Source organism: Enterococcus sp. DIV0236, from assembly GCF_050558525.1.
Lineage (GTDB): Bacteria > Bacillota > Bacilli > Lactobacillales > Enterococcaceae > Enterococcus > Enterococcus faecalis.
In genome coordinates, this window is the sequence record NZ_CP187891.1 from 2273382 (window position 1) to 2290000 (window position 16619).

Consider the following 16619-nt stretch of genomic DNA (forward strand, 5'->3'; position numbering starts at 1 on the left):
TTTTATTTTTGATTAACGACCCATTGATTGTAGGTCTCTAACGTTTTTGGATAAATTTTATGTTCTTGTTCAATCAAATGTAACAAGGTATGTTTCGTTTCATAAGCAACCGCTGCATCTAAGTCAACAAGGGCAATTTCACGGGCTTCTTTCACACCTGGAAAATCACGTCCTGGTTCAATGTAATCTGCGACATAAATAATTTTATCTAGCAAGCTCATCTTAGCAGCCCCAGTTGTATGCACACGAATTGCCTGCAAGATTTCTTCGTCATCAATGGCTAATTCCCGTTGAACAATATCCGCCCCAACTAAGCCATGCCAAATTTCATTGCCATAGTTTAATAAAGCCAAATCAAAACCATCTCGGCGAATAATCAACTCGAATTCATCGTTTGGACGTTCTTTGGCGTAATCATGCGTCAAAGCAGCAATACTGGCTTTCGCTTCATCGGCACCATATTTCGCTGCCAAGGCCACAGCTGTTTCCTCGACTCCTAACACATGGCGAAAACGACGTTCACTCATTTGCATTTGAACTTTTTGCATTAATAATTCACGTTGTGCAGCATCATAATTTGTTATCCAGCTCATCTTGATACAGTCCCTTCTCTTGAATATAGTTTATCACATTCTCTGGAAGAAGATAGCGTGTTGAGCAACCACTTTTGACTTTTTGTCTAATCAAAGTGGAACTAATCGCCATCTGCGGAACATCGACCCAAATAATTGGATAGGTAGATTCCGTTGGATAATTAGGACGCCGAATGCCGACAAATTGAACTAAATGGAGTAAGTCATCAATCCGATGCCATTTGGGCAAGTATTCCACCATATCTCCACCAATTATAAAATAATAATCAGTATCTGGATTGGCTTCTTTTAAGGCTTTCATTGTATCATACGTGTAACTTTTGCCTTTGCGAATTAATTCAATTGGCTCAATATCTAAGCAGGGATTATCAGCCACCGCTAGTTCTAACATTGCTAACCGATGTTCGCTGCTAATTGTTTTCTTTTCGTCTACATGTGGTGGTAAGTACGTAGGCATTAAGTAAACTTTGTCCAAACCTAGTTGATTTTGAACTTGATCGGCCATGACAAGATGTGCTAAATGAACGGGATTAAAATTACCACCTAACAAGCCGACTTGCTTTCTTGTTTGAAAACGTAACGGTTCCTCTTGCAAGAGAACGTCCGCTCCTTGACGCGCTTGTCTTTTTTCTCCCATTGTTCATCCCTCCAATATTAAATCTCTTTGACTGCTGCTGAAATTTTTTGATATTTTTCTTTACTTGATGGCTTGAATAAGACCAACACGCGACCAATAATTTGTACCACATCGCAATGAATGGCTGCTGTTAGTTCTTCTGCAACCTCTTCTGCTACTTCATCTGTATTTTGTAATAACGTAATTTTAATCAATTCACGTTTTTCCAACGCTTCATCAATTTGTGTAATCATTGCGTCATTCAAACCACCTTTGCCTACTTGAAAAATAGGTTGTAAATGGTGTGCCTGACTACGTAAATAACGTTTTTGTTTTCCTCTAAGTTTCAAATTGTTTGCCTTCTCTCTAAAATTTAAATTAATGCTTTTCTACGTAAAACATCGACACCTTTAGGCGCCCAACCAGCGACTACACCAGGTTCTGTGACAGTAATCCAACCTAGACCAGCAAACACAATATCCGTTTTTTCTTTCACGGAAAATTCAAAGCGCACTAATTCAGGAAACTCAGCGACTTCATCGGCACGTGGGGGCTGCAATAAGCCACCAACATGTTTTTCATAAAAAGCATCGGCGGTTGCTGTTTTTGTTCGGTGTAAATTTAAGTCATTGGAAACGTAGGCAATGAAGGAACTTTTAGCACCTTGGACATAATCAAAGCGAGCCAAGCCACCTAAAAACAAGGTTTGTTCAGCATTTAATTGGTAAACTTTCGGTTTGATTTCTTTTTGCGGTGCAATAATTTTCAAGTCTTTTTTACCTAGGTAATGTGCCATTTGATGACGGTGAATAATTCCGGGCGTATCGATTAAGAAGTGGCCATCGTCTAATGGAATTTCAATTTTATCTAGCGTTGTTCCAGGAAATTGTGATGTCGTAATCACATCTTGAACACCCACTGTTTGTTGAATGATTTGATTGATTAATGTTGATTTTCCAACATTGGTCACACCTACGACATAAACGTCTCGGCCTTCACGATATTTTTCGATTGTATCTAATAACTCTTGCATTTCTTGTGGTTTCTTGCCACTTGTTAGTAAAACATCAACAGGGCGTAATCCTGCTTCATGGGCCCGTTCTCTCATCCATTGAACCATTTTAGGTTTTTTTAATGATTTAGGCAAAATATCCACTTTATTACCAACTAACAACACAGGATTATCTCCGATAAAACGATGTAGTCCTGGAATAAGAGAGCCATTAAAGTCAAAAATATCCACTACGTTCACAATCAGTGCATCTTCTGTTCCTAAACCATTCAATAAACGTAAAAAGTCATCATCTGTTAATTGGACATCTTGAATGTCATTATAATGTCTTAAGCGAAAACAACGTTGGCAATAAACTTCCCCTGTTTCCATTCCTTTTTCGAAAGCTGTTTTTGGTGTATAGCCTAATTCATGAGGATTTTCCGTTTGGATAATCGCACCACAGCCAATACAATGAATTGCCTCTGTCATTCTAATCCGCCTCTCCATGTCATTTCTGGATGTTTTTTTGATAAGTATTTCATAATTTTCCGTTCAAAGAACCGATTGATTCTAGTATTCCAGCCATCTGTATCGACAATCGGTTGAACTAAAACATTGCGTATACCCGCTGCGTTAGCTCCCCGAATATCTGTCATAATCTGATCGCCGACCATTAACATTTCAGATGGCTTCAAGCCTAATTTTTTTTCTGCTAATTTGAAGCCACGTGCGGTTGGTTTCAAGGCACGTGCTACATAATCTAAGTCAAACTTTTCAACAACGCGTTTAATCCGGCTGTCTTTGTTGTTTGAAACAACGAGGACAGTAATTCCTGCATTTTTCATTTCTAATAACCAAGTTTTTAATTCTTCTGTTCCATCGGGATTATTCCAAGCAATTAAAGTATTATCTAAGTCAGTTAGTACTGCCTTAATCCCCAGTTTTTTTAATTGTGCGGGGGTAATTTTATAAATCGCATCAATCATCCATGTCGGTTTATATTTTGAAAACATCGTGACTCCTCTCACTGACACTATGTAGTTTCTTCGATTTTAAGAGACTGAAACATAACTAAACAATTATGCTTCAGTCTCTACCTATTGTATTATACTGCATTTTGCTGAAAATTTCTATAAAGGACGGTCGTTCCTTGTAAAAGAACAAGTAAAATAAAAGAAAAAATAAAAAAAGCCACCCATCAACCCCTGAAAAGTTCGTTGATGAGTAGTAACTTCTAATATTTGCGAAAACGTTGGTATCTTTTTTCTAGTAACGTTTCCGTATCTAATTTAGCTAATTCAGTTAATTTTGAAATAAACGCTTTTTGTAACATGCGATTAATTTTTGCTTGTTCCAGAGGCTGACCGTTCATAACTTCTGGAATTACTTTATCTACAATAGCTAATTCCTTCAGCTCTGTCGCTGTGATTTTCATCAATTCTGCTGCTTCTTTCGCACGACTGCCATCTTTCCACAAAATAGAGGCGAAACCTTCTGGCGAAAGAACCGCATAAATCGTGTGTTCCAACATCCAAACTTCATCTGCGACTGCTAAAGCCAAAGCACCACCACTACCGCCCTCACCAATGATGACTGAAATGATTGGCACTTTCAAATCAGACATTTCTAACAAGTTTTGCGCAATGGCTTCCCCTTCTCCTCGCTCTTCGGCACCAATTCCACAATAGGCACCAGCAGTGTTCACAAAGGTAATGACTGGGCGGTTAAATTTTTCCGCTTGTTTCATTAAACGTAACGCTTTGCGATACCCTTCAGGATTAGGTGAACCAAAATTACGTTCAATATTTTCTGGTAGATTTCGACCTTTTTGGATACCTATCACCGTAACTGGTTTCCCTTGCAAAGTAGCAACACCACCGACTACAGCTAAATCATCGGCAAAGTAACGATCCCCATGAAATTCTAAAAAGTCCTCAAAAATTGCTTCTATATATTCTAAAGTTGTCAAACGATCTTGGGCTCTTGCCAAGGTAACAACATCATTGGCTGTTTTCTTTTCCATGTTAGCGCCACCCTTCCAAAGAATGTAAACGTAACAAGTCGCTCAATCGTTGACGCAAAAGATTTCTTGGCACAATCTGATCTACAAAACCATGTTCTAAAAGAAACTCGGCCTTTTGAAAATCATCTGGCAACTCTTGACGAATCGTTTGTTCAATTACACGGCGGCCAGCAAAACCGATTAAACTCTGAGGCTCTGCCAAAATAATATCTCCATCCATCGCAAAACTTGCGGTAACACCGCCAGTCGTTGGATCAGTCAATACCGTAAGATACAGCAGCCCTGCTTTGTTATGCCGTTGCAAAGCGGCCGAAATTTTCGCCATTTGCATCAATGAAAAAATTCCTTCTTGCATACGGGCACCACCAGATGCAGTGAAAATCACTACTGGTAAATGCTTTTCTGTCGCCCGCTCAAACAAGCGTGTGATTTTTTCACCAACAATCGTTCCCATACTGCCCATGATAAAATTAGCGTCCATGATTCCAATTGCAACAGCTTGTCCTTCAATTGTTGCTTCTCCCGTTAAGACAGCTTCATCTAGCCCAGTTTTTTCTTGCATTTTTTCAATTTTTTCAAGATAACCAGGAAAATTTAGTGGATCTTTTGTCACTAATTCACTGTCCCAATTGTGGAAACTTTTTTCATCAACGGTTATCGCTAATCGTTCCCATGCACCAATCCGAAAACTATAGCCACAATGCGGACAGATTTTTTCTGCACCCATTTCTTTTGTATACAGTGTTCGCTTACAAGAAGGGCATTTTGCCCACATATTATCTGGAACAGAAGGCTTCTTTGATGCATCATTTGCATCAGCACGATTTGGATTAATGCGAATGTAATTTTTCTTTTTAAATAATGCCATTTGCTTACTCCTCGTATTTTAGCGGCAAGAGCTCAGCTCCTTTCAAAAGATCACTGATCTTTCCAAGCAAGAGAGCTCTTGCGGCGTTCTTTCTTTAATGATTGCTTTCTGGCTCCCAATTTGGTAGAAATGTTTCTTGTAAAAAGCTTGTGTCATAGTCACCTGTCAAAACATTGTCATGTGTAATTAAATCCAATTGGAATTCGGCATTCGTAATAATACCTTCTGTTACAATTTCATTTAAAGCCCTTTGCATTTTCATCAAGGCATCAAAACGATTTTCACCATGTACGATGACTTTTGCAATCATTGAATCATAATAAGGCGGAATTGAATACCCTGAATACATAGCGCTGTCTACACGCAAGCCCATTCCACCACTAGGCAACAAGAGATTTTGAATTTTACCTGGTGAAGGAGCAAAATTAAAGGCAGGATTTTCAGCGTTAATTCGGCACTCAATCGCATGCCCAGTCATGGTAACATCCTCTTGGGTATAGCCTAAAGGTTCACCTGAAGCAATTTCTAATTGTGCTTTGACTAAATCAATCCCTGTTACCATTTCCGTAACTGGATGTTCGACTTGGATGCGGGTATTCATTTCCATGAAATAAAAGTCGCCAGCTGGATCCATCAAAAATTCAATGGTTCCGGCATTTTCATAATGCACAGCTTGTGCCGCTCGAACGGCCGTTTCGCCTAACATCTGACGCTTTTCTTCAGAAATAGCAATCGATGGTGATTCTTCTAACACTTTTTGATTATTTCTTTGTAGTGAGCAATCACGTTCTCCTAAGTGAATCACATGCCCATATTGATCACCTAAAATTTGCACTTCGATATGACGTGCTGGATAAATAATTTTTTCTAAATACATATCATCATTACCAAATGCGGCTTTGGCTTCTTGCTGCGCTGAAGTAAAGTGTTTCGGTAACTCTTCTTTTGAAAGAACTTTTCGGATTCCTTTTCCGCCACCACCAGCAGCTGCCTTTAACATCACTGGGTAACCAATTTCTTCAGCAATCGTCAACGCTTCTTCGACAGAATCAATGACGCCATCACTCCCAGGAATAACAGGTACCTTGGCTTTTTGCATCAGTTGACGTGCGTTTATTTTATTGCCCATTGCATCAATCGTTTCTGCTTTAGGACCGATAAAAGTAATGTTACATTCTTCGCACATTGAAGCAAATTGACTATTTTCAGATAAGAAACCAAACCCTGGATGAATCGCTTCAGCATTGGTAACAATCGCTGCACTTAAAACAGCTTGAACATTTAAATAAGAATCAGTTGCTTTCGCCGGTCCAATACAAATGGCTTCATCTGCTAACTGTGTGTGTAACGCTTCTTGATCCGCTTCAGAGTAAACAGCAACTGTTTGAACGCCTAATTCGCGACAGGCACGAATAATACGAACAGCGATTTCTCCGCGGTTTGCGATTAATACTTTCGAAAACATTTTTCACCTATCCAATCATAAAGGTTAATTCAGCCTCGGCAACTTTTTTTCCATTAACTTTTGCCACACCTTTACCCATTCCAGCAGAAGCGCGGACTTTTAAAAGTTCAACCTCTAAAATTAATGTGTCGCCTGGTGTTACCTTTTGTCTAAATTTTGCTTTATCTAATCCACCAAAGTATGCCGTTTTCCCTTTGAATTCAGGCATTGAAAGTAATGCCACGGCGCCTGCTTGAGCCAACGATTCAATAATTAAAACTCCTGGCAAAACAGGATTCCCAGGAAAATGACCTTGAAAAACTTGCTCATTAACCGTTACATTCTTTTTCGCTACAACGCGTTCCCCGGGAATGACTTCTTCAACACTATCTAATAATAAAAAGGGATAGCGATGTGGTAAAATTTCTTGAATTTCTGTAATTGTTAATTTCATGTTTTATTCTCCTTTAGCAACTCGGAATAGCGGCTGACCAAATTCAACCACATCTTCATTGTTGACTAACACTTCCGTAATCACACCGTCAACTGTCGCCGTAATTTCATTCATTAATTTCATCGCTTCAACGATACACACAACGTCACCCGTTTTAACAGTGTCTCCTACTTTGACAAAGTTCTCTTTATCTGGTGCTGGTTGTAAATAAACGATTCCTACAATGGGTGACGTAATTTCTTCTGTCTTTTCATTGGCTGTCGGTGTATTGGTTGGCGTTTCTTCAACGACAGAAACTGTTTCAACAGGCGCTGACACACCACTAGCGGCTACTGATGTTTCTTGTGGTTGCGCTACTGGTTCTACGGCACTTCGTCCAGAAACTGTATTTTTATTCATATATAATTCAAACGAGCCTTCTCGTAAATCGAATTCGGTTAAAGTTGATTGATCAAATTGTGTTAATAGTGCTTTTACTTCTTCTAACTGCATGTTAATCCTCCCAGCGTTTTAAGCAAATAACTGCATTGTGGCCACCAAAGCCTAGCGAGTTACTTAAAGCATAATCAAATTTATGCTCTTTGCTTTCGTTTAAAACAACGTTCACCGTAATTGCTTCATCTTGATTTTCCACATTAATGGTTGGCGGAATAAATTGATGTTGTAAAGCATTTAGGGTAGCAATTCCTTCAATTCCACCAGCGGCGCCTAAGAGATGTCCCGTCATACTCTTCGTACTACTTACATACGCCGTTTTTGCGGCATCACCTAAAGCCAATTCAATTGCTTTAGATTCTGCACTGTCATTGGCTTGTGTGCTTGTTCCATGGGCGTTAATATAGCCAATTTTTTCTGGAGAAATCCCAGCTTCTTCCATTGCTAGTACCATGGCTTTCGCTGCCCCGCTCCCATCTGGTGTTGGTGATGTCATATGATAGGCATCGCAATTAGCACCATAGCCAACCACTTCACCTAAAATAGTTGCGCCTCGTTCTAGAGCATGATCTAATGATTCTAAAATAAAGACACCCGCTCCTTCTCCCATCACAAATCCACTACGTTCTTTATCAAAGGGAATTGAGGCTTTTTCTGGGTCAGTCGCCTTTGTTAAAGCGGTCAAGGAAGCAAATCCTGAAATACCGATTTCTGTAATAGGCGCTTCTGCTCCACCGGCAATAATGACATCGGAGTAGCCATGTTTGATATTGCGGAACGCTTCCCCAATTGAATGAGTTGCACTAGCACAAGCCGTCACTGTTGAAGTACAAATTCCTTTGGCACCAACACGTAAAGCAATATTTCCCGCCACCATGTTTCCAATCGCCATTGGAATAAATAACGGTGCCACACGTTCAGGTCCTTTGTCGTGCATCCGAATTACTTGATTTTGAATTGTTTCCAAACCACCAATCCCGGAACCCACCATGACGCCAAACCGATCCACATCTAGTTGACTGGTATCCAAGCCACTCATAACCATTGCTTCTAAGGCCGCATAAATGCCAAATAACGAAAACTTATCCATGCGTTTGCCATCTTTTTTAACAAAATATTTTTCCATTGGAAAGTCTTTCACTTCAGCTGCTAAGGTGACACCTGTTTCACTAACATCAAATTTACTAATCGGTCCGATACCATTTTTCCCTGTTTTCAAACTTTCTAAAAAAGTCTCAGGTTCATTGCCAATCGGCGAGGTGACACCGTAACCGGTAATAACTACTCGATTCATCCTTTTGACTCCTTTCGTTTATCCGTGCATGACTAAGCCGCCATCAACATTCACGACTTGCCCAGTAATATAGGGACTTTTAGCTAAGAATATCGCTGTAGCTGCGACATCTTCGACTTGCCCAAACGTTTGTAAGGGAATTTGTGCATTCATTTGTGTTTTAACTTTTTCTGATAAAACATCCGTCATTTCTGTTTGGATAAACCCTGGTGCAATCGCATTGCAGGTAATACCGCGCGGCGCAACTTCTCGTGCCACCGATTTAGTAAAACCAACGACACCGGCTTTACTCGCAGCGTAGTTTGCTTGACCAACATTTCCCATTAAACCAGAAACGCTAGCCATATTAATAATCCGACCACTTCGTTGTTTCATCATACGTTTAACCGCTTGTTGGGTCATGTTAAAAGTTCCTACCAAGTTAATATCTAAACAGGCATTAAAATCCTCTTTTGTCATTCGTAATAATAATTTATCATTCGTAATCCCAGCGTTATTCACCAGAATATCAATCGAGCCTAATTGGTCAACGGTTGCTTGAATCATCTCACCTGCTGCATCAAAATCGGAAATATCTCCAGAAAGGCCAATACATTTTACCCCAAAGGCTTCAATTTCTTGTCGTTGTTCTGGCGTAATCTCACTCCGACCGTTTAAAACAATATTGGCGCCCTCTTTCGCAAAAGCCAACGCAACTGCTTTGCCAATCCCACGAGTGCTTCCAGTAATAAATACGTTTTTCCCTGTTAATTCCATTTTTTACCTCCCAGTAAGTGCTGTTAACGTTTCTGTTAATGTTGCAACATCTTCCACACGGTGCATTTCAATTGTTTTGTCAATTTTTTTAACAAAACCAGTTAATGTTTTCCCTGGACCAACTTCAATCATCGTTCCCACGTTCATAGCCTTCATCGTTTCGATACTGTCTTCAAAACGTACCGCAGACATGACTTGCTCTTCCAATAACGCTTGAATTGCCTCTTGGGGCATAATTTCGGCAGTCGTATTACTAATGACAGGAATTTGCATCGTTTGAAAGTTCAATTTTGCTAAATCCTGAGCCAATTTTTTTGATGCTGGTTGTAACAGCGCCGTATGGAAAGGGCCACTCACATTTAACGGAATCATTCGTTTCACACCAGCTTCTTTGAGAAGTGTCATCGCTTGATCAACAGCAGCAACCTCACCACCAATCACGATTTGTTGTGGTGTATTATAATTTGCTGGAGCCACAATTCCGAAAGCACTGGCTTCTTGACAGGCTTTTTCAATTACTTCACGCTCAGCATTCATGACAGCAACCATTTTGCCAGTTCCTTGTGGTGCTGCTTCTGTCATGTACTGACCGCGCTTTTGGACCAAGGCCACTGCTTCTGAAAAGCGCAAAGCCCCGCTGGCAACCAAAGCACTGTATTCCCCTAAGCTTAAACCCGCTACGACATCAGGCGTTAGTCCTTTTTGTTGCAAAAGACGGTAAAATGCGACACTGACTGTTAAAATAGCAGGTTGCGTATATTCTGTTTCATTTAAACGTTCATTTTCAGTAAAACAAAGTTCTGCCATCTCATAACCTAAGATATGACTTGCTTCATCGAAAGTTTCCCGAACAATCGCTTCTTGGTGATATAATTCTTCACCCATCCCTTGATACTGGGCTCCTTGTCCACTAAATAAAATCGCTGTTTTCATACGACACCTCATTTTTTGTTAAAATTATTCACTTAGCCCCAACGCTGATTCATCTTATGTACAATCGCTTTGCATTCAGACATGAGTGAATCAATGATTTCTTGGGCTGTTTCTTCTTTTTTTATTAACCCGGCAATTTGTCCCGCCATGACGGAACCGTAATCCATATCCCCGTCAACGACAGCTTTGCGCAAAGCGCCCTGACCAATTTTTTCAAACATTTCTAAATCAGGCACTTCTTTTTGGAGTTCTTGCTTTTCTAATTGATTATATTGAGCGGTTAATTTATTTTTTAAAGTACGCACTGGATGGCCAAAATGTTGGCAGGTAATTACTGCATCTAAATCACGTGCCTTTAAAACTTTCTGTTTATAATCTGGATGAACGTTGCATTCTTTGGCAATTAAAAAACGTGTGCCTAACTGGACTGCTTCAGCACCTAACATAAAGGCCGCAGCCATACCACGACCATCACCAATCCCACCTGCTGCAATCACAGGAATTGACACAGCGTCAACGATTTGCGGTAAGCCACTCATAGTGGTTAACTTGCCAATATGTCCACCAGCTTCCATTCCTTCAAAAATGACAGCATCGGCACCAATTTTTTCCATTCTTTTTGCTAAAGCAACTGAAGGAACTACTGGGATTACTTTAATGTTATGTTCTTTAAAACGAGCCATGTATTTGGCTGGATTGCCTGCACCTGTCGTTACGACAGGAACCTGTTCTTCACAAACCAAATCGACAATTTCATCGGCAAAAGGTGAAAGTAACATGATATTGACACCAAAGGGTTGCTCCGTTAATTCTTTAACTTTTTTAATTTCTTTTTTTACGACTTCTTTTGGGGCATTGCCGCCAGCAATAATCCCTAATCCACCAGCGTTTGACACGGCACTTGCTAATGAAGCATCGGCTACCCAAGCCATACCGCCTTGAAAAATGGGATAATTGATTCCAAGCAACTCACATAACTGTTGATTCATTGATTTTATACGTCCTTTAGTTCTAAGATAAGTACACTTCATTCAAGTAAAAAAGGATTTTTCCGGCTTATTTACTTGTTTTTTTAGGGACTGGGTCATTTAGCAATTAAATGTCCCAGCCCCCTATTTTCATGTATTAGTTTGCTTGTTGTTTTTCTACATATGTTACTAAATCTTGAACGGTTTGGATGCCATCTTCTGTTTCGATTTTCACATCAAATTCATCTTCGATTTCGTTAATGATTTGGAATAAATCTAAGCTATCCGCATCTAATTCTTCTTGAATGTTTGTAGTTAATTGTACCTCTTCAGCATCTTTTCCTAATTCTTCTACGATAATTGCTTGAATTTTTTCAAATACCATGTGTATATTCCTCCAAAATAGTCATTTTCTTCATTTATATGTGAACAGTTTTTTACAGCGTTAGGAGCAGTGAGCCCCATGTTAAGCCGCCGCCAAATCCTGTTAGCACCACGCGTTGTTGGGAACCTAAAATTAAGGTCCCATTTTCAACTGCTTCATCCAACAAAATAGGAATACTAGCAGCTGAGGTATTGCCATATTTATCCATATTCGTTAAAAACTTCTCGCGGGAAATCTTCGTCTTACGTGCAATTTTATCGATAATGCGCACATTTGCTTGATGTAGTAGAAGATAATCCACGGTTTCGTCCGTCACGAGTGATAAAATATTTTGTGAAACATCTTTAATCGCAAAATCAAAAATACTACGTCCTTCCATCTGTAGCGTCTTACTAGCCTGCTCATGCCCCTGATAAAAAGGACTTTCGTTGATCGTGTAGCCTGACGTTAAAGCCGCCCACCGTTGTCCATCTGCTTGTAATTTTTCATTTAGAAAATGCGGTGTCTCAGCCTCTTCAATCAAGACGCCGGCAGCCCCATCACCGAAAAGCACCGCTGTGGAGCGATCGGTCCAATCCAACATTTTGGAAAATGTTTCGCCACCAATTACTAGACCTGTTTGATAACGACCACTTAAGACTAGTTTTTCTGCCATGCTTAAGGCATAGACAAAACCAGAACACGCTGCACTGATGTCAAAAGCAAAGGCCTCAGTGGCGCCAATTGCGCCTTGCACTTGGCAAGCAACAGAAGGCATATTGAAATCTGGTGTCACTGTTGCAACTAAAATAAAGTCAATCTCACTTGCTTGCTTTCCAGATTTTTCCAATAACTGTTTTGCGACTTGATGACATAAATCAGACGTATTTTCTTGCGTAACGATGCGACGTTCACTAATGCCTGTTCGCGAATGTATCCATTCATCAGAGGTATCCATCATTTCACTCAGTTGGTGATTCGTGACACAATTCTCTGGAACATAACGGCTTGTACAACTAATTCGTGCATAATTCTTCATGGGGATCCTCACTTTTTATTTGTATTCTTGCAAGAAATCATGAAGATTTTTTAGTGCTCTTAACAGCGCTTGTTCTTCTTCTTGCTCCATGCCTTTCAAAATGTTTTTAACCATTTCACGATGAAAATGCTGATGGACTCTAAAAAGTAATTTTCCCTTTTTGGTTAAGCCAAGCTTTACTACACGTCGATCATCTTCACTACGCAAACGTTCAACATAGCCTTTTTTAACTAAGTTGTTAATCGCTACAGTAAGTGTTCCGACGGTAATTGACAGTTCCTTGGCTACTTCTGAAGACGTTTTTTTCTTGTACATACCAATTGCTTCGATTGTGTGCATCTCCGTAATGGATAAATCATTAAATTGTGATTTTTTCAATTCAGATTCTTCAATCGTTAAGATGTCATTAAAGACACTGACTAAGTAATCGTTGACTGTTTCTAAATTAGGTTCCATTCTGTGCACCATCCATATACTTTGATTATCAAAACATTTGATGTTCAAACTATATCGTAAATAAGCAAAGAATGCAAGAGAATTTTCTATATTTTTAATGAAATATTCTTCAAATATTTCAAAAAAGGCGCATTTTCAAGGGACGAGGCTTTTAAAAAAAGGATCAATTACTTTGATACCCAAACTATTTTCACAGAAAAAGGAAAGAAGTGCAACTAAAAAGCATCACTGGCACTCCCCTGATTGAGAAGTGCCAGTGATTTTTGTTATATAATTCTTAAACTCCCACTAAGCTATTGCTACAACTTGACTGGATAATACGAGAAGAGAGTGAACCAGAAGCTTTGGTGCTTCTACTCCACTCCCTTATTAAAATGTAGGACGATTAATTATTGAATTAAGTCGTAAATTTCCATTGCTACAATATCGATGTTATCGAATTGATAGCTTTGGTGCGTATCAGATTCTGTTAATTCAAATGTTTCTGTTGATTTATCAAAACTTACAATACATTTCTCTACGCCTTCACGTTCAAAGCGGCGTACTTGTACTTCATTATCTGCTGCTTCGATCATTGCTTCCAGTCTCTTAATAATCGCCACAAGTTGTGAATGTTTCATCAGTGGGCCTCCTTTTGCAAACTAGTTCTGTACCATTGTAACAAAACATTGCCTAACTTGCATGATTTTTCGTCATTTTTTTTGATTTTTTTGTTGTTCTTTAATTTTTATTCGTTGGTTGCTTGCCATCTGTCCACCAAAGCTTAATTAAGGCCTGTGTGCCATCATTTTCAAACCCTTTATCTGCAAGGCTTTCATATAATTCTGTCGCTTTTTGCGTCGCTGGCAATGGAAGGTCAAGTTTTTTTGCTTCATCTAACGCAATCTTTAAATCTTTGATAAAATGTTTAACAAAAAAGCCTGGCGTATAATCTTCTTTTAAAATACGCGGTCCATAATTACTTAATGACCAGTTCGCAGCACTACCACCACCGACTGTTTCCAGAACTTTTTCTAAAGTTAATCCTGTCGCATTTGCATAAACGAGCATTTCAGTCAACCCGGTCATTGTGCCTGCAATCATTAACTGATTCGCCATCTTAGTGTGTTGCCCTTTTCCAGCTGAGCCGTGTAGCATAAACGTTTTACCAAATGTTTTGAAAATTGGTAAGACGGTGTCATAACTTTCTTGATCACCACCAACCATAATTGTTAAAGTACCATTTTTAGCACCTAAGTCACCACCAGAAACTGGCGCATCCAACGCATGAGCACCCACTTCTGCTGCTTTTTTGGCAATCTTTTCAGCCAAGGTCGGCGTACTTGTGGTTAAATCTACTACTATTTTACCTGTAAGATCTGCTTGAAAAATCCCTGTTTCATTAAAATACACGCCTTCAACATCTGAAGGAAAGCCAACCATTGTAAAAATGATATCACTCGCTTCCGCAATTGCTTTTGGCGTATCATACCAAACTGCTCCTTCAGCAACTAAATCATCTGTTTTACTTTTTGTTCGATTGTAAACATTGACAGATAAATTGTTTTTCATCATGTTACGAATAATTGATTTCCCCATGACACCCGTTCCAATAAAGCCGATTTTAGACATAGTAGCTTCCTCCGTTCTTAAAATAAAAAACTTTCCTCCTTCAGTATAAACGAAGGAGGAAAGTTTTGCAGTTTATTTTCTTAAAGATGTAAATTTTACTTTAATTTTTTTTATTGAGTCCGCATTTTCTTTTTCCATTTGAAGTTGATCAAAGTAAATCAATGTGTCTTGATAAAATTCAATCATTTTGTTGCCAAAGTTTGTAGAAGAAATTTCAAATAATTTTTCATCTAAAATAGTTTGGTCCATTTTAATATTTGCTTGTATATAGTCAATCAATGTTGGGGCAAAATCACTGTCTGTCTTAAAAGTTTTGCCTAAGCTTTCATGATCAAATAAATTATTTAAATAGGCGTTCCCTTCTGCAACACATTGAACGCCAGCAGCCATCGCTTCTGTATAAGTTAAGCCTTGTGTTTCTGACGTTGAGGCGCTGACAAAATAGTCAGCAGCTTTATAATAAATAGCGACTTCTTCATTTGGCACTTCACCCGTAAATTGAACGTATTCACTGACTTCTAGTTCTTCTGCTAATTCTTTTAAATCCTCTAGATAGGGACCATTTCCAACTATTACTAAACGAGTTTGTGGTAATTTTTCAATAATTTGTGGTAATCCTTGAATAATTGCTTGAATATTTTTTTCATAAGAAATTCGACTTAACGATAACAACATAATCTGTTGCTCTTCAATACCTAGTTGTTGACGCATTCCAGCGATCATTTCCTCAGTAATATCGGGACGTAAAAACTTATCAATTTCGATCCCTGTTGGAATAATTCTCATTGGTGCAGTCACTCCATAATCCCGTAATTTTTCAATTACACGTTCACTGGGACAAACAACACCTGTCGTATGATTTGTAAACACTCTTGAAAAGAATTTAACATGTGATGGACGGACAACTTTTCCTTTAGCAATATAATGTAAGTAATCTTCATACATTGTATGATACGTATGGATGACAGGGATTTTCATTTTTTTCCCAACCATTTTCCCTAAAATACCCGCACCAAATTCAGTATGTGTATGAATTAAATCTAATTCCAATTCTTTGGCAATTAAATAGGCGTACCACATACCGCGAACCACTACTCGGCGATCTTTAAAAGACACGAATGGCACACTAGGCATCCGTATGACATCTTCTTCAAAATCAGTCGCGTTAGGATCGGTTGTCGTAAAAATATACACTTCATGGCCGTGCTTTTCTAATTCATCTTTTAAGGTCTTAATAGAAGTCGCTACCCCACTCACTTGCGGGAAATACGTATCAGTAAAAAAACCAATTTTCACTCTCATTACCTCCATTTCATCTAACAATAACTGCCTTCAATATTTGTTAAGATAAGACTGTTTCGTAGACTTCTTTTAACTCGTAACCAATTTGCTTGATACTTCTTTGCTCTGCTACTTGATAGCCTGCTTCTCTAGTGCTAGGTATTTTCCCTTCTAATAAGCCTTCAATATATTTTTTAAATTCTTCAATAGAATGACCCATATAACAATTTTCATTAGCTACTAGCCAGCCTTGATAAACTGGAATATCACGCACTAAAACTTGTTGCTGACTAGCTAATGCTTCTAAAACAACAATTCCTTCCGTTTCTTCACGAGAAGGGAAAAAGAAGAGATTCGCTGCCGCATAGGCCCCTTCGATGACATCTCCTTTAATATAACCTGGGAAAATAACATTTTCTGGATGATCTTCTTTAACTAATTGTCGGATATTTTTTGGGATAGAATACATTGGTGTATCACCAAACCAAAT

At 38.9% G+C, this 16619-nt stretch carries 21 protein-coding genes (1 of these 21 only partly in view); all 21 read right to left on the reverse strand.

Features of this window, described 5'->3' with window-relative positions; translation table 11 throughout:
- Positions 1 to 2: 2 nt before the first annotated feature.
- On the reverse strand, positions 3 to 593 hold the full coding sequence (gene yqeK / locus IGK27_RS10900) for a bis(5'-nucleosyl)-tetraphosphatase (symmetrical) YqeK (RefSeq protein ID WP_002356300.1): 591 nt from the start codon (positions 591 to 593) through the stop codon (positions 3 to 5).
- Positions 571 to 1230 (reverse strand): nicotinate-nucleotide adenylyltransferase, encoded by a 660-nt coding sequence (locus tag IGK27_RS10905; RefSeq protein ID WP_002365150.1) that lies wholly within the window; start codon positions 1228 to 1230, stop codon positions 571 to 573. The genes yqeK and IGK27_RS10905 overlap by 23 nt, the downstream gene beginning before the upstream one ends.
- Before the next feature lie 17 nt (positions 1231 to 1247).
- Positions 1248 to 1559 (reverse strand): ribosome assembly RNA-binding protein YhbY, encoded by a 312-nt coding sequence (gene yhbY, locus IGK27_RS10910; RefSeq protein ID WP_002356298.1) that lies wholly within the window; start codon positions 1557 to 1559, stop codon positions 1248 to 1250.
- A 23-nt stretch (positions 1560 to 1582) separates the two neighbouring features.
- Positions 1583 to 2692, reverse strand: coding sequence for a ribosome biogenesis GTPase YqeH (gene yqeH / locus IGK27_RS10915; RefSeq protein ID WP_002381381.1), 1110 nt, complete (start codon positions 2690 to 2692; stop codon positions 1583 to 1585).
- A complete protein-coding gene (locus tag IGK27_RS10920) occupies positions 2689 to 3216 on the reverse strand; it encodes a YqeG family HAD IIIA-type phosphatase (RefSeq protein ID WP_002356296.1) in 528 nt (175 codons plus the stop codon). Before IGK27_RS10920 ends, yqeH begins: the two co-directional genes overlap by 4 nt.
- Positions 3217 to 3437: 221 nt before the next feature.
- Positions 3438 to 4226, reverse strand: coding sequence for an acetyl-CoA carboxylase carboxyl transferase subunit alpha (locus tag IGK27_RS10925; RefSeq protein ID WP_002367302.1), 789 nt, complete (start codon positions 4224 to 4226; stop codon positions 3438 to 3440).
- A 1-nt stretch (position 4227) separates the two neighbouring features.
- Positions 4228 to 5094, reverse strand: a complete 867-nt coding sequence (accD, locus tag IGK27_RS10930) for an acetyl-CoA carboxylase, carboxyltransferase subunit beta (RefSeq protein ID WP_002356293.1) — start codon at positions 5092 to 5094, stop codon at positions 4228 to 4230.
- Positions 5095 to 5188: 94 nt separating this feature from the next.
- Positions 5189 to 6559: an acetyl-CoA carboxylase biotin carboxylase subunit gene (locus IGK27_RS10935; RefSeq protein ID WP_002367303.1), complete on the reverse strand. Its 1371-nt coding sequence runs from the start codon at positions 6557 to 6559 to the stop codon at positions 5189 to 5191.
- A gap of 7 nt (positions 6560 to 6566) precedes the next feature.
- Positions 6567 to 6992, reverse strand: a complete 426-nt coding sequence (gene fabZ / locus IGK27_RS10940) for a 3-hydroxyacyl-ACP dehydratase FabZ (protein ID WP_002356286.1) — start codon at positions 6990 to 6992, stop codon at positions 6567 to 6569.
- A 3-nt stretch (positions 6993 to 6995) separates the two neighbouring features.
- Entirely contained in the window at positions 6996 to 7484 is a 489-nt protein-coding gene (gene accB / locus IGK27_RS10945; protein ID WP_002362368.1) for an acetyl-CoA carboxylase biotin carboxyl carrier protein, read from the reverse strand.
- Between the two features lies 1 nt (position 7485).
- Positions 7486 to 8721: a beta-ketoacyl-ACP synthase II gene (gene fabF, locus IGK27_RS10950; RefSeq protein ID WP_002413621.1), complete on the reverse strand. Its 1236-nt coding sequence runs from the start codon at positions 8719 to 8721 to the stop codon at positions 7486 to 7488.
- Between the two features lie 18 nt (positions 8722 to 8739).
- A complete protein-coding gene (fabG, locus tag IGK27_RS10955) occupies positions 8740 to 9477 on the reverse strand; it encodes a 3-oxoacyl-[acyl-carrier-protein] reductase (protein ID WP_002356283.1) in 738 nt (245 codons plus the stop codon).
- A gap of 3 nt (positions 9478 to 9480) precedes the next feature.
- Positions 9481 to 10410: an ACP S-malonyltransferase gene (fabD, locus tag IGK27_RS10960; RefSeq protein WP_010819607.1), complete on the reverse strand. Its 930-nt coding sequence runs from the start codon at positions 10408 to 10410 to the stop codon at positions 9481 to 9483.
- A gap of 32 nt (positions 10411 to 10442) precedes the next feature.
- Positions 10443 to 11399: an enoyl-[acyl-carrier-protein] reductase FabK gene (gene fabK / locus IGK27_RS10965; RefSeq protein WP_002356279.1), complete on the reverse strand. Its 957-nt coding sequence runs from the start codon at positions 11397 to 11399 to the stop codon at positions 10443 to 10445.
- Positions 11400 to 11535: 136 nt separating this feature from the next.
- Positions 11536 to 11763, reverse strand: coding sequence for an acyl carrier protein (locus tag IGK27_RS10970; protein ID WP_002356278.1), 228 nt, complete (start codon positions 11761 to 11763; stop codon positions 11536 to 11538).
- A 52-nt stretch (positions 11764 to 11815) separates the two neighbouring features.
- Positions 11816 to 12781 carry a beta-ketoacyl-ACP synthase III gene (locus IGK27_RS10975; RefSeq protein ID WP_002356277.1) on the reverse strand — a complete coding sequence of 322 codons (966 nt, stop codon included), beginning with the start codon at positions 12779 to 12781 and terminating at the stop codon, positions 11816 to 11818.
- 15 nt (positions 12782 to 12796) lie between these two features.
- The gene (fabT, locus tag IGK27_RS10980) at positions 12797 to 13237 is read right to left on the reverse strand and encodes a fatty acid biosynthesis transcriptional regulator FabT (RefSeq protein WP_002362455.1); all 441 of its coding nucleotides are present in this window, start codon (positions 13235 to 13237) and stop codon (positions 12797 to 12799) included.
- Between the two features lie 389 nt (positions 13238 to 13626).
- Positions 13627 to 13857 carry a YkuJ family protein gene (locus IGK27_RS10985; RefSeq protein ID WP_002379802.1) on the reverse strand — a complete coding sequence of 77 codons (231 nt, stop codon included), beginning with the start codon at positions 13855 to 13857 and terminating at the stop codon, positions 13627 to 13629.
- Positions 13858 to 13957: 100 nt separating this feature from the next.
- The gene (locus IGK27_RS10990) at positions 13958 to 14848 is read right to left on the reverse strand and encodes an NAD(P)-dependent oxidoreductase (RefSeq protein WP_002356274.1); all 891 of its coding nucleotides are present in this window, start codon (positions 14846 to 14848) and stop codon (positions 13958 to 13960) included.
- A gap of 72 nt (positions 14849 to 14920) precedes the next feature.
- Complete coding sequence (bgsB, locus tag IGK27_RS10995; protein ID WP_002389260.1) at positions 14921 to 16144, reverse strand: cell wall glycolipid biosynthesis glucosyltransferase BgsB; 1224 nt, start codon at positions 16142 to 16144, stop codon at positions 14921 to 14923.
- Positions 16145 to 16190: 46 nt separating this feature from the next.
- Positions 16191 to 16619: the final stretch of a cell wall glycolipid biosynthesis glucosyltransferase BgsA gene (gene bgsA / locus IGK27_RS11000; RefSeq protein ID WP_002356269.1), read on the reverse strand. Its footprint extends 576 nt past the window's final position; the window shows 429 of its 1005 coding nt (coding positions 577-1005); its start codon lies beyond the right edge, outside the window; it ends in the stop codon at positions 16191 to 16193.